This window comes from Sinomonas mesophila, assembly GCF_001999765.1.
Classification (GTDB): Bacteria; Actinomycetota; Actinomycetes; order Actinomycetales; family Micrococcaceae; genus Sinomonas; species Sinomonas mesophila.
Map to the genome: position 1 here is coordinate 117375 of NZ_KV908322.1, position 23082 is coordinate 140456.

Below are 23082 nucleotides of genomic sequence, written 5' to 3' on the forward strand. Positions count from 1 at the left end.
CCTGCCCTCCCGGGCCGGGCGCTCCGGCGCGTTCTGCGAAGATGGGAGCATGCCCTCCGCCTACCGGTTCCCCCTGCAGCTGCGCTTCGGCGACGTGGACTCGTACGGTCACGTGAACAACGTCCGCTTCCTCCAGTTCCTCGAGGACGCGCGCGTCCACTGGATCCGGGAGCCCCTGGGCGTCGAGGCGCCGGACGCGCACACGATGGCGGACCTCGTCACCGCGGAGAACTTCACGCTCGTCGGGCGGCACGAGATCGAATACCTCGCGCCCCTGCACTACCGCCGCGAGCCCGTGTCGGTGGACCTGTGGGTCACACGGATCGGCGGCTCGAGCTTCGACCTCGGGTATGCGGTGCGCGATGCGGACTCCGAGTACGCGATCTGCTCGACCTCGATGGTCCTCGTGAGCCGATCGACCGGCCGCCCCGTGCGCCTGTCCCCGCCGCTGCGTGCCCATCTGGCCGCGTTCGCCGGTCCCGACGTGCCGTTCCGTCGCCGGCCGCCGCTTCCCGTCGAGGCGCAGGCATGAGCGGGGCCGACGCCGCGGTGGGCCTCGACCTGGGCGACGCGCAGGCCGTCGCCGACCTGCGCGTCCTGCTCTCGCGGGCGCGGGCCGTGGAGGACGGAGCCGTGCGCCTCCAGGCCGTCGGGAACGTCCTCGCCGTCTGGGTCTGCGTGCTGCGGCCACGCGCCCTGGGGGAGGCGACGCCCACGGTGCTCGGCGTGCGCACGATGGCGCTCGCACGCCCGGCCCACGTGGACGCGACCGTCACGATGGCGTCCGTCGGGGACAGGCTCGCGCGCCTCGGCGACTCGGGCACGGTCCTCGAGGTCCCGCCGTCGACCGTCCGCGAGGCGTGGGCCGCGGTGAGCCCCCCGCGCGGCCCATGGCAGCTGGCCGGCAGCATCGACGGGGCGACGCTCGAGGCGGCCGCCGCCGCGGGCATGGCCGAGGTCGCCGGTGCGGTGCCCGAGCAGCCCGGCGCCGCGATGGTCCAGAGTGCACGGGCGGCGGTGTGGGGCCGAGACCTCGAGGCGAGCCCGGGCCTGCCCGCCGGGGCGGCCTTCGCCGCCGTCGCGCTCGGCTTCGTCATCCCCGGCGAGCCCCTCGCGCGCTACGAGTCGGGGGCCTGGGTGCGGATCACCTCGGAGCGCGGGCACGTGCTGTGCCGGCGGCCCTCCGTGCTCGCCTCCTGACGGAGGGGCCGGGCGGGTCGGGGAGCCCCTCCGGGGACGCCTCAGTCGTCGAAGGTGTTGACGAGGGAGTGCGCGGCGCGCTCGAGGTAGTCCCAGAGCGTCGCCTCGTGCAGGGGCGGGAGTCCCAGCGACTCGACCCCGGCGCGCATGTGCAGCAGCCAGCGGTCGCGGGCCTCCGGGTTGACCTTGAAGGGCATGTGCCGCATGCGCAGGCGGGGGTGGCCCCGCTCAGCGCTGTAGGTCCCGGGCCCGCCCCAGTACTGCTCGAGGAACATCGTGAGCCGGCGCTTGGCAGGGCCCAGGTCCTCCTCGGGGTACATGGGCCGCAGCAGCTCGTCCTGCGCGACGCCGTCGTAGAAGACGTCAACGAGTTTGACGAACGCCTCGTGCCCCCCGATCTGCTCGAAGAAGCTCCCCGCCGCGGCCGCGGCGGGGTCTCCCGGCTGGGGCCCGCCGGGGCCCCGAAGGAGGTTCGGCCGCTCCCCGCCGGGGACTCCCGGCGCCGTCGTGTCACTCACTGGCCCGCTGACCTCCGCTGCAGTGCTCCTCGGGGACCCCGTGCCCCTCGTCCTCGGATCCATTGTCCGGCGGGACGTAGGTGCCCTGCGAGCGGTTGCCCACCCGCAGGATCTCGCCGTTGCGCAGGTACCAGATCGTCCCGTCCTCGGCCCGCACCCGCGTGATCCGCAGGCCCACCGACTCGACGGTGCCCACGACCTCGCTGGTCTCGATGATGTCGCCGATCCCGTACTGGTCCTCGAGCGTGATGAAGATCCCGGCGAGGAAGTCGCGGATGAGCTGCTGGGCGCCGAAGCCGATGGCGACACCGAGGATCCCGACGCTCGTCAGCAGGGGCGCGATGTCCACGCCGAGCGCCTTGAGCACGTAGATCGCGACGATCGTCGTGATGATCACGACGACGGAGCTGTTCAGGAGCGAGCCGATCGTCTCGGCGCGCTGGGCACGCCGCTCGGAGTCGAGGGCGCGCAGGGCGGGGGCCGCCCAGCGGAAGAACCGGTGCTCCGAGAGCTGGGGGCCGCGCCGCACGCGCGTAACGATCTGCCGGATGACGAATGTGGCGAGGAGCCACACGATGAGCCCGGCGCCGATGGCGATGCCCACGTCGATGAGCGTCGTGTTGATGGTGGCTACGGCGGTGTCGAAGTCCTCGGTCACAGGCGTCTTCCTCCCTGGGGTCGGGGATTGAGGATCGACCCTAGCCTATCGGCGGACGCTGGGTGGGCGCTGAATCAGGGAGCCTCCGGGGCGTGCCTGACGGGGAAGTTGACGCTCCGCGCAATGAAGCACAGCCCGTGCGCCTCCTCGTGCAGCCGGTTCGCGAGTCCGCGCTGCGACTCGTCCGCGAGGCCCACACGCGGGTGCAGGAGCACGTCGATGAACTCTCCGCTGCCGTCCCAGTTGAGCCGCATCGTGCCCTCGGCCCGGTCCTCGTACGAGACGACCACGACCCCGTGATTCACCGCCACATGCAGGAAGGAGAGCATGTGGCATTGGGCGAGAGCGGACAGGAGCAGCTGCTCGGGGTTGTACCGGTCCCGGTTCCCGTGGAAGGTCGGATCGGCCGAGCCGGGCAGGACCGGCAGCCCCGGCAGCGCGACGTCGTGCTCACGCCCGTAGGCGCGGTAGCCCGACGTGCCGCTGCCTCGGTTCCCCGTCCAGGTCACCGTCGCTTCGTAGCGGTGCTCAGCGAGCGCCATCGCGCACTGGCTCCCTGTCGGCCGCCTGCGCGCGCAGGGCGCGGGCCACACCGTCGCGGTTCTCGAGCATCGTGCGCCGCAGCGCGCCCTGGTCGGGGGAGAGCGCGGCGAGGAACGCGTCCGTGCGCGCGAGGGTCGCCTCGGTCGTCTGCCGGGACGGGTAGAGCCCGACGACGATCTGCTGGGCGAGCGCGTGCGTGCGGTCGGCGACGATCGCCGGCACGGCCTCGAAGTACCGCTCGGTGAAGGGGGCCAGCAGCGCGGCGTCGTGCACGCGCGCGAAGCCGTTGACGGCCGCCTGCTGGATGGCGTTCGACAGGTCGCCGCGCACGACGATCGCCTCCCACGCCTCCTCCTTCGCCTCTGCCGTGGGGCGTGCGGCCTTCGCGAGGGCCGCCGCGACCTGGCCGGTCGAGGTGTTGTCCCGCCCCAGCTCGTCGTCGATGAGCCCGACCTCCGCGCGGCCGCCCGCGGCGAGCGAGGCGATGAGCTCCCAGCGCAGGTCCTGGTCAACGGCCAGTCCTGGGACCTCGACGCCGCCGCCGAGGAGGCCCTCGACCGCGTCCAGGTGCTCGGCGGAGGAGGCGGCCGCGGAGAAGGCCTTGACGAACTGGAGTTGGCTGTCGGATCCGGGCGCGGCCTCGAGGGCAAGGCCCCAGAGCCGTCCCGCGGCCTCGCGGGCGGTGGTCTCGCGCGCCTCGGGGGCTACGTAGTAGTCGAGCGTCGTGGCGAGCTGGCGCAGGAGCGTCGTGACGACCGACGAGTCCGTCTCCGCCCCGATGTTGGCCAGGACGAGGTCCACGTAGCCCCGCGCCGGCGCTTCGCCGTCCCTGGCAGCATCCCACGCCGAGCCCCAGACGAGGGCGCGGGGCAGGCTCTCGGCGATGTGCTTCAGCCCCCCTGTCGCCGTGGCGAGGGACACCGGGTCGAGCCGGACCTTGGCGTAGGCGAGGTCGTCGTCGTTGAGCAGGATGAGCTCGGGCCGCGCGAGGCCCGTGAGCTCGGGCACCTCGGTGAGCTCGCCGTCGACGTCGAGCTCGGTCCGGTGGGTGCGCCCGAGGGTGCTCCCGGCGCCGCGCGAGTAGAAGCCGATCGCGAGCCGGTGGGGTCGCAGGGTCGGATGCTCGGCCACGGCGGTCTGCCGCACGGCGAAGCGGAGGATGCGCCCGCCGTCGTCCGTCTCCAGCTCGGGAATGAGCGTGTTGACGCCCGCGGTCTCGAGCCAGGCCCGGCCCCACGCGGAGAGGTCGCGCCCGCTGGCAGCCTCGAGCTCCTCCATGAGGTCCGCGAGCACCGTGTTGCCCCAGGCGTGCTTCGCGAAGTACCGGCGCACGCCCTCCATGAACTGCTCCGGTCCCACCCAGGAGACGAGCTGCTTGAGCACCGAGGCACCCTTGGCGTAGGTGATGCCGTCGAAGTTCACCTCGACGTCGGCGAGATCGTTGATGTCCGCGAAGATCGGGTGGGTCGTCGGCAGCTGGTCCTGGCGGTAGGCCCAGGACTTCTCGACCGAGGCGAATGTCGTCCACGCGTGCGTGAAGTCCGTGCACTCGGCCGCGGCGAGGTGCGACATGTACTCCGCAAAGGACTCGTTGAGCCATAGGTCATCCCACCAGCGCATCGTCACGAGGTCTCCGAACCACATGTGCGCCAGCTCGTGGAGCACCGTGATGCTGCGGCGCTCGACCGTGGCCTGCGTGGGCTTCGAGCGGAAGACGTAGCCCTCGAGGATGGTCACGGCGCCGGCGTTCTCCATCGCCCCCGCGTTGAACTCGGGGACGAAGAGCTGGTCGTACTTCGCGAATGGGTACTCGCAGCCGAACCGCGCCTCGAAGAACTCGAAGCCGCTCTTCGTGATGGCGAAGAGGTTCCCGGCGTCGAGGTAGGGCATGAGGGACCGGCGGGCGAAGATTCCGAGGGGGATCTCACGGCCCGCAGCGTTGACGTGCACATCCCGCACGGCCTCGTAGGGCCCGGCGATGAGCGCTGTGACGTAGCTCGAGAGCGGCGGGGTCGGCTCGAAGTCCCACACGGCGGCCTTCCCAGAGGCCGGGACCGGCTCGGGCGTCGGGGAGTTCGAGACGACCTGCCAGTGTGCCGGGGCCGTGACGGTGAACCGATAGCGCGCCTTGAGGTCGGGCTGCTCGAACACGGCGAAGACGCGGCGGGCGTCGGGCACCTCGAACTGGGTGTAGAGGTAGACCTCGCCGTCGACGGGGTCGACGAAGCGGTGGAGTCCCTCGCCCGTGTTCATGTAGAGGGCGTCGGCGTCGACGACGAGCTCGTTCTCGGCGGCGAGGGACGGCAGCTGGATCCGCACTCCGTCGTTCACGGCCGCCACGTCGAGGGCCGCGCCGTTGAGGGTCACCGAGCGGACGGAGTCCGTGATGGCATCGATGAACGCCGAGGCGCCCTCGGAGGCGGTGAAGCGCACGGTCGTCTTCGACTGGAAGGTCCGCTCGCCTCTCGTCAGGTCGAGCTCGACGTGGTAGCTCTCCACCGACCGGATGGCGGCGGCCCTCTCACGCGCTTCCGAATGGGTCAGGTTGGTCCCTGGCATGTGGCCTCCAAGCATCGGTGCGGCTCTCCCGCGGGCCCTGGCTCCCGCCTGCGCGCGGTCACCGGGAGGTGGTGCAGCCCACTTTGAAAGCACTATTTCATGGTGCGGTCCCGGAGGCCAGCATGCCACACGGCGCGCGAGTGTGGCGCGCCCGTGCAGTAGCGTTGGGGCATGGCCAGCAGGACGGAGCAGCGATGGGACCGTCGGGCCCTGCGCTTCGCGCTCATGTTCCCCGCCCTGCTCGGCGCCGGGTTCGCCCTGGCGGCCTTCACCTTCCGAGGGCGCGTCCCTGAACCCGTCGCGTGGCTCTGGGATGCCGACGGTGGGCGCGCGTTCGTCTCGTTCGCGGGCTACCTCGCGGGCGGCGCCGGGCTCGTCGCGATCGCCGGCGCCCTCGCGTGCCTCCCTGGCGCGCTGCTCACCCGGCCCCCCATCGCCCGCAGGATCACGATGGGCGGGGGCGTCGGCTTCGCCCTGTTCCTCACGACCGTCCTGGCCGCTGGCCTCATGGGCCAGGTCGGGGTCGCGGACGCGCGCGAGTCCCGGCCGGACCCAATCGTCCTGGCCATGGGCAGCGGCGCGGCGCTTGCCCTCGCCGTCGTCATGATGTTGGCCTTCAAGCCCGACGAGCAGTGGAGTCCCAAGGACGAGGCCGCGCTCCTGGCCGAGCTCGAGCCCGAGCGGGCCCGGTCGACGTTCGGGTACTGGGCGCATGCGCGGTCGTCCGTCTTCGTCATGCTCGGGGTCCTCGTGGTGCCGGTGTCCCTCCTGCTCGTGCTCATCTCGGCGTGGCTCAGCGCGCTGCTGGCGCTCGTGGGCCTCGTTGCCGCGGGCTCCCTCATGCTGCACGTGTCGGTGAGCCCCGAGCGCGTCCGGCTTCGGGCCGGAGGGCTCGTGCCCGTCCTCTCCTTCGCCCCGGAGCGCGTCCTGCGTGCCAGCTCGCGCGACGTCGCAGCGCGCGAGTTCGGCGGCTGGGGCTACCGCCGGCGGGGAGCCGACATCTCGGTGCTCGTGGCGAGCGGCCGGGCTGTCCAGGTGGTCCTCGACGGCGGCCGCCGGTGCACCTTCTCGGGCCGCGACGCGGAGACGTCGCAGCGGGTCGTCGAGGTGCTCCGGGCCGCCTCCGGCGCGTAGGCTTGGCCCCGGCCCTCAAGGGCCCGAGAGCTGCCGACAGAGAGAGGAACGCCGTGCCCAAGCCGCGCGTCCACATTGCCACCGACCACGCGGGCATGGAGCTCAGCGCACACCTCGCCGAGCACCTGCGCGGGCAGGGGTTCGAGGTCGTCGACCACGGCCCGACGGCATACGACCCGCTCGACGACTACCCCTCCTTCTGCATCAATGCCGCCCGCGCCGTCGTCGCGGACCAGGAAGCCGGCACGCACGCGCTCGGGATCGTCCTGGGCGGCTCCGGCAACGGCGAGCAGATCGCCGCGAACAAGGTCAGGGGCGTCCGGGCCGCGCTCGCCTGGAACCTCGACACGGCCCGGCTCGCGCGCGAGCACAACGACGCGAACGTCGTCGCCGTCGGCGGCCGGCAGCACAGTCTCGAGGAGGCCACCGCGATCATCGAGGCCTTCCTCGCCGAGCCCTTCAGCAATGACGAGCGCCACGTGCGCCGCATCGGCAAGATCGCGACGTACGAGACGACCGGCGAGATCGTCGAGTAGCGGGCGGTGCCAGAGGGTCACTCCGTCCATCGCCTCGCGCGCCAGTTCACGGACGTCTTCGCCGGCAGGTGGCTTGCCGTCTCGAGCCCCCAGGGCCGCTTCGCCGCAGGAGCGGCCCTGCTCGACGGCCGCGTCCTGCTCGCTGCGGACGCGCACGGCAAGCAGCTGTTCCTCCGCTTCGAGGGCGGGCTGGTCCTGCGGGTCCACCTCGGCCTCTACGGCGCGTGGGACTTCGGCGGGGACGAGACGTTCCGCGGCGCCTCGAGCATCGGCGCGCCCCGGCGCGTAGGGGAGCGGGAGGTCGCGGACGACGGCGTGCTGCCGCCGGGTGGGGCGCGCGCCGCGGCGGAGCCGCCGGCGCCCGTCGGCGCAGTCCGGGTCAGGCTCGTGTCCGAGCACGGGTGGGCGGACCTGCGTGGCGCGAGCGTGTGCGTCGCCGAGACCGAGGCCGAGGCCGACGCGGTCCGTGCACGGCTCGGACCGGACCCGCTCCGCGCGGACCCTCTCCCTGCGGAGGGGACCACGGCGGGCGGCGAGGAGTTCGCGCGGCGGATCGCGCGCCGTCGTACGCCCGTGGGGCAGCTGCTCATGGACCAGGCGGTCGTCGCCGGGATCGGCAACGTCTACCGCGCCGAGCTGCTCTTCCGGGCCGGCCTCGACCCGGCGCTGCCGGGGACGCGTCTGGGCGCCGAGCGGGCCGAAGCGCTCTGGCTCGACGCGTGCGCCGCGCTCGCGCAGGGCGTGCGGGACGGGAGGATCATCACGACCGACCCCGCGCTGTGGCCTGCGGACGGCGAACTCCCGCCGCCCGAGCACTCCCATTACGTCTACCGGCGCCAGGGGCTTCCGTGCCGGCGCTGCGGCACGGAGATCGCCCTCGCCGAGGCGGCCGGCAGGAAGCTCTACTGGTGCCCTCGCTGCCAAGCCTGAAGGCGCGCGCGAGCGGGTGCGGAGGCAGGGGCCGGGGATTTGACAGGGGGCGCCCCGGACGGCTTTAGTGGGAAGGCGCTCGGGGACGTAGCTCAATGGTAGAGCCTCAGTCTTCCAAACTGATTACGCGGGTTCGATTCCCGTCGTCCCCTCTTGAACAGTGGGCTCCTTCCTTCCGGGAGGGGCCCACTCGCGTCCCCGGGCCCAATGTGCATTGCCGCGTTCCGTCACTGTATCGTGGTCTGTGCACTAGACCGGGGTGTAGCTCAGCTTGGCTAGAGCGCCTGCTTTGGGAGCAGGAAGTCGCAGGTTCAAATCCTGTCACCCCGACAGTCGCGTCCTGAGGCACATGTCCCAGGGCCGCACCCCTATCCGACCATCCAGGAGAGCCACGCTGTGAAGAGCGCTGCCGAGAACCTCAGCCCCACCCGGGTCAAGCTCAACGTCGAGGTTCCCTTCGACGAACTGAAGCCGAACATCGACGCCGCCTACAAGGCCGTCGCTGAGCAGATCCAGGTCCCGGGCTTCCGCAAGGGCAAGGTCCCGGCCCGCCTCATCGACCAGCGCGTGGGCCGCGGTTACGTCCTCGAGACGGCCATCAACGAGGGCCTCAACGATTGGTACCAGCAGGCCGTGGCCGAGACCGGCATCCGCCCGCTCGCCCGTCCCGAGGTCGAGATCACCGAGGTTCCCGACCCGTCCGCGACGGACGGCGAGCTCAAGTTCACCGTCGAGGTCGATGTGCGCCCCGAGGTCGAGCTGCCCGACTACGCCGGCATCAAGGTCGACGTCGCCGCCGCCGAGCCCTCCGACGAGGACGTCGAGACGGCCCTCGACGAGCTCCGCGGCCGCTTCGGCACCCTCAAGCCGGTCGACCGCCCGGCCCAGGCCAAGGACTTCCTGACGATCGACATCACGGCGTCGGTCGAGGGCGAGGAGGTCGACTCCGCGTCCGGCCTCTCCTACGAGGTCGGCTCCGGCACGATGCTCGAGGGCCTCGACGAGGCCGTGACCGGCCTGTCCGCGGGCGAGGAGTCCGTGTTCGAGACCAAGCTGGCAGGCGGCGAGCACGCCGGCGAGGACGCCTCGGTCAAGGTCACGGTCACCGCCGTCAAGGAGCGCGAGCTCCCCGAGGCCGACGACGACTTCGCCCAGCTCGCGTCGGAGTTCGACACGATCGCCGAGCTCCGCGAGGACCTCACGAAGCAGGCGGCGCAGTCCAAGGTCGTCGGCCAGGGCGTCGAGGCCCGCGACAAGGTCCTCGACAAGCTCGTCGAGCTCATCGAGGTGCCCGTCCCCGAGGCCGTCCTGGCCGAGCAGATCGAGTCCCACTTCAACCAGGCCAACGGCGGCCACGCGGCCGGCGAGGACCACGACACCGAGGAGCACCGCGCCGAGGTCAAGGCCAACACGGAGCGCGCGTTCAAGAACGAGGTCATCCTCGACGCGATCGCGGACAAGGAGGAGATCGGCGTCTCGCAGTCCGAGCTCATCGAGTACCTCGTCACGACCGCGAGCCAGTACGGCATGGACCCGAACCAGTTCGCCCAGATCATGGACCAGTCCGGCCAGGTCCCGATGATGGTCGGCGAGGTCCGCCGCCGCAAGGCCCTCGCCGTCGTCCTCGGCCAGGCCGAGGTCACCGACTCCGAGGGCAACGCCGTCGACCTGAGCGAGTTCGTCCGCCCGGCCGGCGAGGAGCCCGCCGCGGAGGAGACGGCTGGATCTGCAGAGGACGCCGCCGAGGTCGTCCCGAGCGACGACCCCGCCGCCGCCAAGTTCTGAGGCGCACCGCTGGGCCCCTCGGCCCGCCGGGAAGCCTCTGACGGCCGCCGCGACCAGCCACGTGCTGGGCGCGGCGGCCGTTCCGCGTCAGGGGCGCAATCGGGGCCGCTCCCCGGTGCCATGACGCCGTCAGCGAACAGTGCCCGCCCGGCCGCCACCGCGCAGCTGAAAGGGGCTAGTGTCCCTGTAGCAGCATTCGAACACTGCAGCAGATGGAGAAGGATCGCACCATGACCACCCAGCAGGAGAGCACCCCCCGGCTGGCCGCGCCCGGCGAGGCCAACGGCCAGGACAACTTCGTCTACCAGCGGCTCCTCAAGGAGCGCATCATCTGGCTCGGCTCGGAGGTCCGGGACGAGAACGCCAACGCCATCTGCTCCCAGCTCCTCCTCCTCTCGGCTGAGGACCCGCAGAAGGACATCTACCTCTACATCAACTCGCCGGGCGGGTCCGTCACGGCTGGCATGGCCATCTACGACACGATGCAGTTCATCCCGAACGACGTCGTCACCGTCGCCACCGGGCTCGCCGCCTCGATGGGGCAGTTCCTGCTCTCCTCGGGGACGAAGGGCAAGCGCTACGCGACGCCGCACGCGCGCATCCTCATGCACCAGCCCTCGGGCGGCATCGGCGGCACGGCGTCGGACATCAAGATCCAGGCCGAGCTGATCCTGCACATGAAGAAGGTCATGGCGGAGCTGACGGCGGACCAGACGGGGCAGTCGGTCGAGACGATCCTCAAGGACAACGACCGCGACAAGTGGTTCACCGCGCAGGAGGCCCTCGAGTACGGGTTCTTCGACAAGATCGCCGAGCGTGCCGGGCACGTCTCCGGCGGCGGCGGAACCGACAAGTAGAGACGCCTAAGCAGGCAAGGAGCATTTCGAGATGGACATGAGCATGGGCGTCAACCCCGCCGGGCTTCCCACGGCCCGCTACGTTCTCCCGCAGTTCGAGGAGCGCACGCCGTACGGCTTCAAGCGCCAGGACCCGTACACCAAGCTGTTCGAGGACCGCATCATCTTCATGGGCGTCCAGGTCGACGATGCGTCCGCCGACGACATCATGGCGCAGCTGCTCGTCCTCGAGGCGAACGATCCGGACCGGGACATCACGATGTACATCAACTCCCCGGGCGGCTCGTTCACCGCGATGACGGCCATCTACGACACGATGCAGTTCATCCGGCCCGAGATCCAGACCGTGTGCCTCGGCATGGCGGCCTCTGCCGCCGCCGTGATCCTCGCCGCCGGGACGCCGGGCAAGCGCCTCGCGCTGCCGAACTCGACGGTCATGATCCACCAGCCGGCACTCTCCGGCGGCTCTGGAGGGCAGGCAACCGACCTCGAGATCCAGGCGCGCGAGGTCCTGCGCATGCGCGAGTGGCTCGAGCATACGTGGGCCAAGCACACGAACAAGACCCCCGAGGAGATCAGCGCCGACATCGAGCGCGACAAGTTCCTCACTGCAGAGGAGGCCAAGGACTACGGGCTCGTGGACGAGGTGCTGCAGTCCCGCAAGATCCGCCCGAGCGCGATCGCCCGCTGAGGTCCATGGCGCCGGTGTCCGGTTCATCCGGACACCGGCGCCGTGCTTCCCGACGAGTGTCAGCGCGGTGGCCTACAGTGGGAAGGTCACAGCTTCTGCAGAAGGGAATCGACGAATGGCGCGCATAGGCGAGAGCGCAGACCTGCTGAAGTGCTCCTTCTGCGGGAAGAGCCAGAAGCAGGTCAGGAAGCTCATTGCCGGCCCCGGGGTCTACATCTGCGACGAGTGCATCGAGCTCTGCAACGAGATCATCGAGGAGGAACTCGCCGAGGTCTCGGACCTCGGCTCGTTCGAGCTGCCCAAGCCCCGCGAGATCTTCGACTTCCTCCAGGAGTACGTCATCGGCCAGGAGCAGGCCAAGCGTTCCCTGGCCGTCGCCGTCTACAACCATTACAAGCGCATCCAGTCGGGCCAGCCGTCCAAGTCAGGCTCGCTCGCCGAGGGCCACGCCCACGACGACGTCGAGGTCGCCAAGTCGAACATCCTCCTCATCGGCCCCACCGGCTGCGGGAAGACCTACCTCGCCCAGACCCTCGCGCGCCGCCTCAACGTCCCTTTCGCCGTTGCCGACGCCACGGCGCTCACGGAGGCCGGCTATGTCGGCGAGGACGTCGAGAACATCCTCCTCAAGCTCATCCAGGCCGCTGACTACGACGTCAAGAAGGCCGAGCAGGGCATCATCTACATCGACGAGATCGACAAGATCTCCCGCAAGAGCGAGAACCCTTCGATCACGCGCGACGTCTCCGGCGAAGGCGTCCAGCAGGCGCTGCTGAAGATCCTCGAGGGCACGGTGGCCTCGGTGCCGCCGCAGGGAGGCCGCAAGCACCCGCATCAGGAGTTCATCCAGATCGACACGACGAACGTCCTGTTCATCGTGGCGGGCGCGTTCGCGGGCCTCGAGGAGATCATCGGCCAGCGGGCAGGCAAGAAGGGCATCGGGTTCGGCGCGCCCCTGAGCTCCATCACGAGGCATGAAAGCACCTACGCGGACGTCATGCCCGAGGACCTGCTCAAGTTCGGGCTCATCCCGGAGTTCATCGGCCGCCTCCCCGTCATCACGACGGTCGAGAACCTGGACCGGAACGCCCTCATGCAGATCCTGACGCAGCCGAAGAACGCCCTTGTCAAGCAGTACCAGAAGATGTTCCACCTCGACGGGATCGAGCTGCACTTCGAGGACGAGGCGCTGGAGGCCGTCGCCGACCTGGCCCTCGAGCGGGGCACCGGTGCCCGCGGCCTGAGGGCCATCCTCGAGGAGGTCCTCCTCCCCGTCATGTTCGAGCTGCCGAGCCGCGACGACATCTCTGGCGCGGTCGTCACCCGCGAGGTGGTCCTCGGGAAGGCCCAGCCGACCCTGATCCCGCACAACGTGGCGGCCAAACGGCGGACCAAGTCCGCCTGACCCCAGGTCCCGCGGTGTCCGCCGCCAGGGGCTACGGGCCTCTGGGCGGGGGCATCGAGACGCACGAGCAGCGCAAGGAGCACACGCATGACCGCCGAGGGCGCAGCCGCAAAGCAGAGGGCAGACTTCTGGTTCGACCCCGCCTGCCCGTTCGCCTGGGTCACCTCCCGGTGGATCGAGCAGGTCGAGAAGGTCCGGGACATCGAGACGACGTGGCACGTCATGAGCCTGTCCGTCCTGAACGAGGGCCGGGAGCTCGACCACGACTACCAGCGCCGCATGGACGACAACTGGGGTCCGGTGCGCGTCATCATCGCCGCCTCGGAACTCCACGGGCGCGAGCACATCAAGCCGCTCTACGACGCGATGGGGACGCTCATCCACCAGGAGGGCGTCACCGACCGGGCTGAGGTGGTCCGCAGGGCGCTCGAGCACGTGGGCCTCCCGGCCGAGCTGGCCTCGGCCGCAGACTCCGACGACTTCGACCCCCAGCTCCGTGCGAGCCACAAGGAGGGGATCGACAAGGTGGGCCAGGACGTCGGGACGCCCATCGTGGCGTTCAACGGCACGGCCTTCTTCGGCCCCGTCATCACGCGCGTCCCCGTGGGCGAGGAGGCAGGGAGGATGTGGGACGCCTCCGTGGTGCTGGCCGCCAATCCACACTTCTTCGAGATCAAGCGCACGCGCACCGAGCGGCCCAAGGCCGTCTGACGCGGGCGACGGCGCAGGACAACGGCCCTGCGAACTACATTCGAGTAGTTTTCCCGACCCCCTTGCATGCCCCCGTGATCGGGACCACAATAATCAGTACCTCATTCGAAAGGATGAGGACGTGGAAACCAAAGATTCAGTGACAGTCGTATCGACGCAGCCTCAGGCAAAGCCGAACGACTGACCGCCAGTGACGGAGCGGTAAGACCTGGATTCCAAGGATTCCACGAGACTGCAAGAACGTCACCGCGCAGCCGAAAAGTCGAAGCCCCACCAACGTCATCGCTGATGGGGCTTCCCCTTTGTCCGGATGCGGCCGTGCTGTCCGCTCCGTGAAGGGCTTGCTGACCACTCCACGACGGCCGGTGCGCGGCCCGAAGCCCCAGGGGCTTCGGGCCGCGCCGGCTGTCTAGGCCTCGGCGGGGGCGAGCTCGACGGAGCTCACAGTGAGCTCCCCGGCGCCATCCACGAGCTCGATCGTGCGGGCGTTGGCCGCCGCACGCAGGTCGCCGAGTCCGTTCTGGAGCTGCTTGAGCTGCTCCGCGGGGGCGGAGACGACGGCCGAGAGGACCTCGGTGCGCTGCTTGACCTTGGCCTCGGACTTGGCCTTGCGGATGCCGGAGAGCGCGGCCCCGACCGTCGGCAGCATGCCCGTGTCGCCGTCGGCCACGGCCACCGGTGCCGGCCACGCGGCGCGGTGGACAGAGCCCGAGCGCCACCAGCGCCAGACCTCGTCCGTCGCGAACGGCAGGATCGGGGCGAAGAGACGCAGGACCGCGTCGAGCGTCGTGGCGAGGGCCGCGAGCACCGAGGCCTTCTGTTCCTCGCCCTGGGCCCCGTAGGCGCGGTCCTTGACGAGCTCGACGTAGTCGTCGGTGAACTGCCAGAAGAACGACTCCGTAATCTGCAGCGCCTTGGCCGGGTCGTAGGCGGCGAAGGCCCCGCCCGCCTGCTCCACGACCTCCGCCAGCTGGGCGAGGAGTGCGCGGTCCAGGGCGTTGACGAGGACCGGGTCCGATCCGTCCGCGAGCACGTTGGCCTCCGTCGCGCCAAGGCCCAGCACGAACTTGGAGGCGTTGAGGATCTTGATCGCGAGGCGCCTGCCGATCTTCATCTGGGCGACCTCGAAGGCGGTGTCCGCGCCGAGGCGGGCCGAGGCGGCCCAGTAGCGGACGGCGTCCGCCCCGTACTCCTCGAGGATGTCAGTCGGGACCACGACGTTGCCCTTGGACTTGGACATCTTCTTGCGGTCCGGGTCGAGGACCCAGCCCGAGATCGCCGCGTGCTTCCACGGCACCTTGCCGTGGAGCTCCTCGCCGCGTACCACGGTCGCGAAGAGCCACGTGCGAATGATCTCGTGCGCCTGCGGCCGCAGGTCGAAGGGGAACACCTTGCCGTAGAACCCGTCGTCGGTGCTCCAGCGCCCCACGATCTGCGGGGTCAGCGAGGACGTCGCCCAGGTGTCGAAAATGTCGGGATCGCCCGTGAAGCCGCCGGGGACGTCGCGCTGCGACTCGTCGTACCCGGGGGCGGGCTCCGCGACGGGGTCCACCGGGAGCGACTCGTCGGAAGGGACGATGGGCGAGGTGTAGTCGGGGTTGCCGTCGTCATCGAGCCGGTACCAGACCGGGATCGGCACGCCGAAGAAGCGCTGGCGCGAGATGAGCCAGTCGCCGTTGAGGCCCTCGACCCAGTTCTCGTAGCGCGAGCGCATGAACGAGGGGTGCCACTCGAGCTCGCGGCCGCGCGTGATGAACGTCGCGCGGCGGTCCTCGTCGCGGCCTCCGTTGCGGATGTACCACTGGCGGCTCGTGACGACCTCGAGCGGCTTGTCGCCCTTCTCGTAGAAGTTCACCGGGTGGAGGATCTTCTTCGGCTCGCCGTCGAGGAGGCCACGCTCGGTGAGGATCTTCACGACCGCCTCCTTCGCGGAGAACGCCGTCTTGCCGGCGATCTCCGCGTAGGCCTCGTGGCCCTCCTCCGAGGTGATCCAGTCCGGCGTCTCGCTCTGGATGCGGCCGTCGCGGCCGATGATCGCGCGCGTGGGCAGCTGGAGCTCGCGCCACCACGTGACGTCGGTCAGGTCGCCGAAGGTGCAGACCATCGCGATGCCCGAGCCCTTGTCCGGCTTCGCGAGAGGGTGGGCCTTGACCTCGACCTCGACGCCGAAGAGCGGCGAGGTGACCTTCGTGCCGAAGAGGTGCTGGAAGCGCTCGTCGTCCGGATGCGCGACGAGGGCCGCGCAGGCTGCGAGGAGCTCGGGGCGCGTCGTCTCGACGTGGATGGGCTCGCCGTCCGGCGTCGTGAACGCGTAGCGGTAGTACGCGCCCGGGACCTCGCGGTCCTCGAGCTCGGCCTGGGCCACGGCCGTGCGGAAGGTGACGTCCCACAGGGTGGGAGCTTCGGCGAGGTACGCGTCGCCGTCGGCGACGTTCTTGAGGAACGCGCGCTGGGACACGGCGCGGGACGTCGCATCGATCGTGCGGTAGGTCAGGTCCCAGTCGACCGAGAGGCCCAGCGTCTTGAAGAGGTGCTCGAAGACCTTCTCGTCCTCGACCGCGAGCTCCTCGCACAGCTCGATGAAGTTCCGGCGCGAGACGACGTCGAAGTCGCGCTGGTTCTTGGCGGGCTGGGCCGGCGGGCGGTAGCCGGCGTCGTACGCGATCGACGGATCGCAGCGGACGCCGTAGTAGTTCTGCACGCGGCGCTCGGTGGGCAGGCCGTTGTCGTCCCAGCCCATCGGGTAGAACACGTTCTTCCCGGTCATGCGCTGGTAGCGCGCGAGCAGGTCGGTCTGCGTGAAGGAGAACATGTGGCCGACGTGCAGCGAGCCCGAGGCGGTGGGCGGAGGGGTGTCGATCGAGTAGACCTGCTCCCGCGTGGTCTCGGGGTCGAACCGGTAGGTCCCCTCCGCGAGCCAGCGTTCGGTGAGCTTGGACTCGAGGCCCTCGAGGGCGGGCTTGTCGGGAACGGCGGTCGGGGTGCGTCCGGGCGTGTCTGTACCCGCGGTGACTGCTTCAGGCATGGGGCCAATTCTTCCATGGATTGCAACCTCAGTCGGCGGCGGCGCGGCGGGAGCGCCCCTAGCATGGGCACATGGGCACGATCGGCATCCGCCGGGTGTACGACCCCTCGCCGAAGGGGACGTACCGAATCCTCGTCGACAGGGTCTGGCCCCGCGGGCTCAGCAAGGACGCCGCCGCCGTCGACCTCTGGCTCAAGGAGGTCGCCCCGTCGACCGAGCTCAGGACGTGGTTCGGCCATGACGCCGAGCGCTTTGAAGAGTTCGCGCGCCGGTACCGGGACGAGCTCGAGGACTCGGAGGCCTTCACGGAGCTCGCCGCCGCCGTGAAGGACCACGCGAAGGTGGAGCTCGTCTACTCGGCGCGGGACGAGGAGCACAACCAGGCGATCGTCCTACGGGACCTCATCCGGCGGCCCGGAGCCGCCCGTGCCACCACGCCGTCCCGCGGCGCGTCCGCGGCGCGGGGGAGCGCGGCGCCGGAGCCGGGAAGCGCGCCATGACCGAGAACCCATCAGGGCACATCCCCGCCCGGAGCGAGCCGCCGGCGCGCGCGGCGTGCTGCTCGAGGGCCGCGATGTCTGCCCCCGCCGAGAGCAGCTGGCTGAGGGCCGTCTCCCCGGGGGTGTCTGTGAGGCGGAGCTCGAGGCCGCCGCGCGACCAGTGGAGCTCGAGCACGACGGGTGCGGCCGCGTCGGCGTGGGCGGCCGCGTTGGCGAGCCCGTAGAGGATCACACGGAAGGCGGCCTCCTCTCGTGCGGCGCCCAGGGGCACGGGCGTCCCGGTCTGGGTGATCTGCAGCCGCAGGCCCAGGCGGCGCCCCGCGCCGACGAGGCCCTCCGCATGGGCGAGGCTCGGGCCTGCCGGCCTGGACGGCGGGCGCGCGCCGTCGACTGCCTGGCGGGTCCGGTTCCAGTGGCTGGGCAAGGCGGACATGGATGCCTCCTCGAGGGCGATAATTGCATGCCGACCCCAGCAGTATCGGCAGCGCAGGCCAATAAGTCCAGTCGCTAGATAAATAGAGGCCGCGTGTCTCCCTGCGCTTCGACACGTGCGGGCGGCGCGCCGTAGACTAGACCCCAAAGCGTCGACCCGGCCATCACCGGCGAGCTTCCGGAAGAACGGCAGGCGGCCCTCGCGGCGGCAGGCCCAGTAGAACCGGACGGGCAGGCCCGTCACAGCCACAATGAGAGGCCCACTGCGCAGGCATGCCGGCGGCGGGCAAGTGAGGTGGTACCGCGGTGCTGCCCGGCAGATCCGGGCGGAGGCCGTCCTCGCATCGTCAGCAGCGAGCCAGGATCCGAGTGAGCGTGTACCCCAAGGCCACCACCGCAGCGGACGCAGTCAGCAGCGAGAGCACCCCCAGCCGGACGCAGACCGGCGCCGTGCGCTTCCCCGAGGTGGAGGAGCGCATCCTGAAGTACTGGGACGAGGATGGCACGTTCCAGGCCTCCATCGACGCCCGGGACGCCGGCCGCAACGGCGACAACGAGTTCGTCTTCTACGACGGCCCGCCCTTCGCGAACGGCCTGCCCCACTACGGCCACCTGCTCACGGGCTACGCGAAGGACCTCGTCGCCCGCTACCAGACCCAGCGTGGCCGCCGCGTCGAGCGCCGCTTCGGCTGGGACACGCATGGGCTGCCCGCCGAGCTCGAGGCCATGAAGCAGCTCGGCATGAGCGACAAGGCGCACATCGACCGGATGGGCATCGACAAGTTCAACGACGCATGCCGCGCCTCTGTCCTGAAGTACACCCACGAGTGGGAGGCGTACGTCAAGCGCCAGGCCCGATGGGTCGACTTCGAGAACGACTACAAGACGCTCAACGTCGAGTACATGGAGAGCGTGATCTGGGCGTTCAAGACGCTCTATGACAAGGGCCTGACGTACAACGGCTACCGCGTCCTGCCGTACTGCTGGAAGGACGAGACGCCCCTGTCCAACCATGAGCTGCGCATGGACGAGGATGTCTACAAGGACCGCCAGGACCAGACCGTCACCGTCACCTTCCCGCTCCGCGCGGGCGAGTCCGAGCTCTCCCGCGAGCTCGAGGGCGTGCTCGCCCTCGCCTGGACGACGACGCCCTGGACCCTTCCCACGAACCTCGCCCTCGCCGTCGGACCCGAGGTGCGCTACGCCGTCGTGCCCGTGGGGCCGAACGGGGTGAAGGTCGCTGGCGAGGGCGCGTTCGACGGCGCGCGGTTCCTCCTCGCCGAGGACCTGCTCGGCTCCTACGCCAAGGATCTGGGGTATGACGACGGCGCTGCCGCCCTCTCCGCCGTCGAGCGCACCCTCGCCGGGGATGAGCTCGAGGGCCTCCGCTACGAGCCGCTCTGGGACTACTACGCGGACACGGAGACATGGGGCACGCAGAACGCGTGGCAGATCCTCGTCGCTGACTACGTCACGACGACCGACGGCACCGGCATTGTCCACCAGGCCCCGGCCTACGGCGAGGACGACCAGAAGGTCTGCGAGGCCGCCGGCATCCACGTGATCCTGTCCGTGGACGAGGGCGCCCGCTTCCTGCCCATGTTCGCGTCGTCGGCCAACGGGGCTGCGCCCCTGAAGGACATCGCCGGCCTGCAGGTCTTCGAGGCCAACAAGCCGATCACGCGCGTGCTCCGCGAGCAGGGCCGCCTCGTCAAGCAGGCCAGCTACGATCACAGCTACCCGCACTGCTGGCGCTGCCGCAACCCGCTGATCTACCGCGCGGTCTCGAGCTGGTTCGTCGAGGTCACCAAGATCAAGGACCGCATGATCGAGCTCAACGAGCAGATCACCTGGATCCCCGGCAACGTCAAGCACGGCCAGTTCGGCAAGTGGCTCGAGAACGCCCGCGACTGGTCGATCAGCCGCAACCGCTACTGGGGCTCGCCCATCCCGGTGTGGGTCTCGGACGATCCGAACTACCCGCGCACCGACGTGTACGGCTCGCTCGCCGAGATCGAGCGCGACTTCGGCCGGGTGCCGCTCAATCACGACGGCGAGCCGGACCTGCACCGGCCGTTCATCGACGAGCTGACGCGCCCCAACCCGGACGACCCGCGCAGCCCCGAGGAGGGGCAGTCCACCATGCGGCGCGTCCCCGATGTGCTGGACGTCTGGTTCGACTCCGGTTCGATGCCGTACGCCCAGGTGCACTACCCGCACGAGAACCAGGACTGGTTCGAGACGCACAACCCGGGCGACTTCATCGTCGAGTACATCGGGCAGACCCGCGGCTGGTTCTACACGCTGCACATCCTCGCCACGGCGCTCTTCGACCGGCCGGCGTTCCGGAACGTCATCAGCCACGGGATCGTGCTCGGCTCCGACGGGCAGAAGATGTCCAAGAGCCTGCAGAACTACCCGGACGTCTCCGAGGTCCTCGACCGCGACGGCTCGGACGCCATGCGCTGGTTCCTCATGTCGAGCCCGATCCTGCGGGGCGGCAACCTCATCGTCACCGAGCAGGGCATCCGCGACGGCGTGCGCCAGGTGATCCTCCCGCTGTGGAACGTGTACAGCTTCTTCACGCTCTATGCCAACGCTGCGAAGGCAGCGAACCCATCAAACACAGCGGAGTCGGGCTACGAGGCGAGCCTGCGCTATGACAGCTACTCCGAGCCGCTCGACCGCTACCTCCTCGCCCAGACCGGGCGCCTCGTGGAGGCCATGCAGGAGAACCTCGACGCGTACGACATCTCGAGCGCGTGCGACGCCCTGCGCGACTACCTCGACATGCTCACGAACTGGTACGTGCGCCGGTCACGCCAGCGCTTCTTCGACGAGGACAGGGACGCCTTCGACGCGCTCTACACCGCGCTCGAGGCCGTGTGCCGCGCCTCGGCGTCGCTCCTGCCGCTCGTCACCGAGGAGATCTGGCGCGGCCTCACGGGCGGGCGCTCCGTCCACCTCGCCGACTGGCCCGACGCGGGCCTCTTCGCCGACGACGCGGCGCTCGTGGCCCAGATGGACCGCACCCAGGCCGTGTGCTCGGCCGGGTCGTCGCTGCGCAAGGCCGGGAAGCTGCGGGTGCGCCTGCCGCTCAAGGCGCTCACCGTCGTCGTGCCCGGCGCCGCCTCGCTGGCCGGAAGCGAGGCCGTCATCGCAGACGAGCTCAACCTCAAGTCCGTCCGGCTGCTCGACGCGGCCGAGGCGAGCGAGGAGGAGTTCGGCATCGAGCGCAAGCTCGTCGTCAACGCCCGCGCCGCCGGCCCGCGCCTCGGCAAGGGCGTCCAGCAGGCGATCAAGGGGTCGAAGAGCGGCGACTGGTCGGTCTCGGACACCGGCACCGTGACGGCAGGCGGGCTCGGGCTCGAGCCGCACGAGTACACGCTCGAGACGGTCGTGGACCCCGCGAAGGCCGGCGCCTCCGCGGCGGTGGCCATGCTCCCGGGCGGCGGCTTCGTGGTCCTCGACACCGAGGTCACCCCGGAGCTCGAGGCCGAGGGCATCGCCCGCGACCTCGTCCGCACCGTCCAGCAGGCCCGCAAGGACGCCGACCTCAACGTGAGCGACCGCATCCGCACGACCATCACCGCCCGCGCCGAGGTGCTGGCCGCCGCGCGCGCCCACGAGGGGCTCGTGGCCGGGGAGACCCTGAGCGTCGAGCTCGTGCTCGTCGAGGCCGACGCCGAGCCCTCCGCCGTCGTCGCGGTCGTCGCCTCCGCACAGTCCGAAGCCCAGCCGGCAGGGGAGGGGGTCCTGTGAGCGGCGGCCTGCCCGAGCTGGCAACGGTCGAGGAGGTCTACGCCGAGCTCCTCGGCCGCGCCCCCGAGAACAAGATGGAGCCCAGGCTCGCGCCGCTCTTCCGCGCCATGGACGTCCTCGGCGAGCCCAACCGGGCGTTCCCGATCGTCCACGTCACCGGGACGAACGGCAAGACGTCCACGGCCCGCATGATCGAGGCCGGGCTCCGGGCCCACGGGCTGCGCACGGGCCGCTACACGAGCCCGCACCTCGTGCGCGTGACCGAGCGGATCAGCATCGACGGCGAGCCCGTGCCCGATGCGACCTTCGTGCGGATCTGGAACGAGATCGCGCCCTACCTCGGGATCGTCGACGCCGAGCTCGAGGCCGCCGGGCAGCCGCGGCTGACGTACTTCGAGTGCGTGACGATCCTCGGCTTCGCCATCTTCGCCGACGAGCCCGTCGACGTCGCCGTGATCGAGGTCGGGCTCGGCGGGATCACCGACGCGACGAACGTCGGCGACGGCGCCGTCTCGGTGGTCACCCCGATCTCCCTCGACCACACCGACCTGCTCGGGGACACCGAGGCGGACATCGCCGCGGAGAAGGCAGGCATCATCAAGCCCGGTGGCTTCCTCGTGAGCGCTGCCCAGCCCGCGGACGCGGCCCAGGTGCTGCTCGAGAAAGCCCGTGAGGTCGGTGCCGCCTACCGGTTCGAGGGCGTCGAATTCGGCGTCGAGTCCCGCTCGCTCGCCGTCGGCGGGCAGCTCGTGACCGTCCAGGGGCTCGCGGGCCGCTACGAGGACATCGCCGTTCCCCTGCACGGCGCACACCAGGCGCAGAACGCCGCAGTCGCGATCGCGGCCCTCGAGGCGTTCTTCGGCGGGGGCGAGCGCGAGCTCGACACCGGCCTGCTGCGCGAGGCCTTCGCGGACGTGACCTCGCCGGGCCGGCTCGAGGTCATCCGCACCGCGCCGACCATCGTCCTCGACGCCGCGCACAACCCCGACGGCATCCGGGCCAGCTCGGCCGCCCTGTCCGAGGCCTTCGACTTCTCGGTGCTCGTCGTGGTCCTCGGCGTGCTCCGTGAGAAGGACGCCGAGGAGATCCTGCGGACCCTCCAGGAGGAGCTCGCCGAGCTGCCGGTCGAGTACTGCTTCACGCAGTCCGCCTCCCCGCGCGCGATCCCTGCCGAGGAGCTTGCCGAGCTCGCGATAGACCTCGGCTTCGGGGAGGACGCCGTGCACGTCGAGTCGAAGCTCGACGACGCCATCGAGTATGCGGTCGAGCGCGCCGACGCCGTGGGCGACTTCGGCGGCGGGGTGCTCGTCACCGGCTCGATCACCGTCGTCGGCGAGGCCCGACTCCTGCTCGGGAAGGGGGCCGTGTGATGGCCCGCCTGACCAAGGCGCAGCGCGAGTGGCGCCCCGGCATGCCGAAGAAGCGGCGCAGCGTCAAAGTCATGTTCGCGTCCCTGACGCTCGTGACCGAGGCGTTCGTGGTGTTCTTCGCGACCCTCGTCGTGTTCGGGCTGCGCGGCCGGGAGCTCGGCGCGCCCCTCGTCCTCACCGGCGGGTTCGGCCTCGTCGTCGTCTTCGTCCTCGCGTGCGCCGTCGTTGCGCGGCCGTGGGGCGTCTGGGTCGGGTGGGCGCTCCAAGCGGTGCTTGTGGCCCTCGGCTTCCTGGAGCCCATGATGTTCGCCGTCGGCGCGGTCCTCGCGCTCACGTGGTGGTACGGCATCAGGACGGGTGCCCGGATCGACCGTGAGAGTGCCCAGCGCGAGCGCGAGCAGGCCGAATGGGAGAAGGCCCACCCCGAGGAGGCCGGGGGCGCAGGCGCCCCGGACGGCCAGTAGCG

20 protein-coding genes and 2 tRNA genes are annotated in these 23082 nt (G+C 70.5%); 16 read left to right on the forward strand and 6 right to left on the reverse strand.

Going from position 1 to position 23082, the window contains the following annotated elements; genetic code table 11:
- Window positions 1-49: 49 nt before the first annotated feature.
- Window positions 50-532, forward strand: coding sequence for an acyl-CoA thioesterase (locus BV907_RS00580; RefSeq protein ID WP_077487714.1), 483 nt, complete (start codon window positions 50-52; stop codon window positions 530-532).
- A complete protein-coding gene (locus tag BV907_RS00585; protein ID WP_077487715.1) occupies window positions 529-1200 on the forward strand; it encodes a DUF8185 domain-containing protein in 672 nt (223 codons plus the stop codon). The genes BV907_RS00580 and BV907_RS00585 overlap by 4 nt, the downstream gene beginning before the upstream one ends.
- A 41-nt stretch (window positions 1201-1241) precedes the next feature.
- Here the strand turns inward: BV907_RS00585 and BV907_RS00590 are convergent, their stop codons facing one another.
- The 4 genes from BV907_RS00590 to pepN form a co-directional block, all read right to left on the reverse strand.
- Complete coding sequence (locus tag BV907_RS00590; RefSeq protein WP_281250830.1) at window positions 1242-1718, reverse strand: globin; 477 nt, start codon at window positions 1716-1718, stop codon at window positions 1242-1244.
- Complete coding sequence (locus tag BV907_RS00595) at window positions 1711-2376, reverse strand: mechanosensitive ion channel family protein (RefSeq protein WP_077487717.1); 666 nt, start codon at window positions 2374-2376, stop codon at window positions 1711-1713. Before BV907_RS00595 ends, BV907_RS00590 begins: the two co-directional genes overlap by 8 nt.
- Window positions 2377-2450: 74 nt before the next feature.
- The gene (locus BV907_RS00600) at window positions 2451-2918 is read right to left on the reverse strand and encodes an OsmC family protein (RefSeq protein WP_077487718.1); all 468 of its coding nucleotides are present in this window, start codon (window positions 2916-2918) and stop codon (window positions 2451-2453) included.
- A complete protein-coding gene (gene pepN, locus BV907_RS00605) occupies window positions 2905-5478 on the reverse strand; it encodes an aminopeptidase N (protein ID WP_077487719.1) in 2574 nt (857 codons plus the stop codon). Before pepN ends, BV907_RS00600 begins: the two co-directional genes overlap by 14 nt.
- A gap of 171 nt (window positions 5479-5649) precedes the next feature.
- Here pepN and BV907_RS00610 point away from each other — a divergent pair, with 171 nt between their 5' ends.
- From BV907_RS00610 to BV907_RS00655, 10 genes are all read left to right on the forward strand, one after another.
- A complete protein-coding gene (locus tag BV907_RS00610; protein ID WP_077487720.1) occupies window positions 5650-6612 on the forward strand; it encodes a hypothetical protein in 963 nt (320 codons plus the stop codon).
- Between the two features lie 53 nt (window positions 6613-6665).
- Entirely contained in the window at window positions 6666-7148 is a 483-nt protein-coding gene (locus BV907_RS00615; protein ID WP_139346522.1) for a ribose-5-phosphate isomerase, read from the forward strand.
- Between the two features lie 6 nt (window positions 7149-7154).
- Window positions 7155-8078, forward strand: coding sequence for an Fpg/Nei family DNA glycosylase (locus BV907_RS00620; protein WP_077487721.1), 924 nt, complete (start codon window positions 7155-7157; stop codon window positions 8076-8078).
- 81 nt (window positions 8079-8159) lie between these two features.
- Window positions 8160-8230, forward strand: a tRNA-Gly gene (locus BV907_RS00625).
- A 103-nt stretch (window positions 8231-8333) separates the two neighbouring features.
- A tRNA-Pro gene (locus BV907_RS00630) sits at window positions 8334-8408 on the forward strand.
- A gap of 66 nt (window positions 8409-8474) precedes the next feature.
- Complete coding sequence (gene tig / locus BV907_RS00635) at window positions 8475-9863, forward strand: trigger factor (protein ID WP_077487722.1); 1389 nt, start codon at window positions 8475-8477, stop codon at window positions 9861-9863.
- Between the two features lie 230 nt (window positions 9864-10093).
- Window positions 10094-10720 (forward strand): ATP-dependent Clp protease proteolytic subunit, encoded by a 627-nt coding sequence (locus tag BV907_RS00640; RefSeq protein WP_077487723.1) that lies wholly within the window; start codon window positions 10094-10096, stop codon window positions 10718-10720.
- Window positions 10721-10751: 31 nt separating this feature from the next.
- The gene (locus BV907_RS00645; RefSeq protein WP_077487724.1) at window positions 10752-11411 is read left to right on the forward strand and encodes an ATP-dependent Clp protease proteolytic subunit; all 660 of its coding nucleotides are present in this window, start codon (window positions 10752-10754) and stop codon (window positions 11409-11411) included.
- A gap of 115 nt (window positions 11412-11526) precedes the next feature.
- Window positions 11527-12816, forward strand: coding sequence for an ATP-dependent Clp protease ATP-binding subunit ClpX (clpX, locus tag BV907_RS00650; protein ID WP_077487725.1), 1290 nt, complete (start codon window positions 11527-11529; stop codon window positions 12814-12816).
- Between the two features lie 87 nt (window positions 12817-12903).
- Window positions 12904-13527 carry a mycothiol-dependent nitroreductase Rv2466c family protein gene (locus tag BV907_RS00655; protein WP_077487726.1) on the forward strand — a complete coding sequence of 208 codons (624 nt, stop codon included), beginning with the start codon at window positions 12904-12906 and terminating at the stop codon, window positions 13525-13527.
- A 409-nt stretch (window positions 13528-13936) separates the two neighbouring features.
- On the opposite strand, the gene valS is transcribed toward BV907_RS00655, so the two are convergent.
- On the reverse strand, window positions 13937-16552 hold the full coding sequence (gene valS, locus BV907_RS00660) for a valine--tRNA ligase (RefSeq protein WP_077487727.1): 2616 nt from the start codon (window positions 16550-16552) through the stop codon (window positions 13937-13939).
- A 71-nt stretch (window positions 16553-16623) separates the two neighbouring features.
- On the opposite strand from valS, the gene BV907_RS00665 reads away from it, so the two are divergent.
- Window positions 16624-17052, forward strand: coding sequence for a DUF488 family protein, N3 subclade (locus tag BV907_RS00665; RefSeq protein WP_175637310.1), 429 nt, complete (start codon window positions 16624-16626; stop codon window positions 17050-17052).
- On the opposite strand, the gene BV907_RS18105 is transcribed toward BV907_RS00665, so the two are convergent.
- Window positions 16955-17485 carry a hypothetical protein gene (locus tag BV907_RS18105; protein ID WP_139346523.1) on the reverse strand — a complete coding sequence of 177 codons (531 nt, stop codon included), beginning with the start codon at window positions 17483-17485 and terminating at the stop codon, window positions 16955-16957. The genes BV907_RS00665 and BV907_RS18105 overlap by 98 nt on opposite strands.
- Window positions 17486-17853: 368 nt before the next feature.
- Here BV907_RS18105 and ileS point away from each other — a divergent pair, with 368 nt between their 5' ends.
- Genes ileS through BV907_RS00680 form a run of 3 tightly spaced genes read left to right on the forward strand, consistent with a single transcriptional unit; the run spans window position 17854 to window position 23080 of the window.
- Window positions 17854-21246, forward strand: coding sequence for an isoleucine--tRNA ligase (ileS, locus tag BV907_RS00670; RefSeq protein WP_077487728.1), 3393 nt, complete (start codon window positions 17854-17856; stop codon window positions 21244-21246).
- Complete coding sequence (locus tag BV907_RS00675) at window positions 21243-22616, forward strand: bifunctional folylpolyglutamate synthase/dihydrofolate synthase (RefSeq protein WP_425441582.1); 1374 nt, start codon at window positions 21243-21245, stop codon at window positions 22614-22616. The genes ileS and BV907_RS00675 overlap by 4 nt, the downstream gene beginning before the upstream one ends.
- Complete coding sequence (locus BV907_RS00680; RefSeq protein WP_077487729.1) at window positions 22616-23080, forward strand: DUF4233 domain-containing protein; 465 nt, start codon at window positions 22616-22618, stop codon at window positions 23078-23080. The genes BV907_RS00675 and BV907_RS00680 overlap by 1 nt, the downstream gene beginning before the upstream one ends.
- Window positions 23081-23082: the final 2 nt, after the last annotated feature.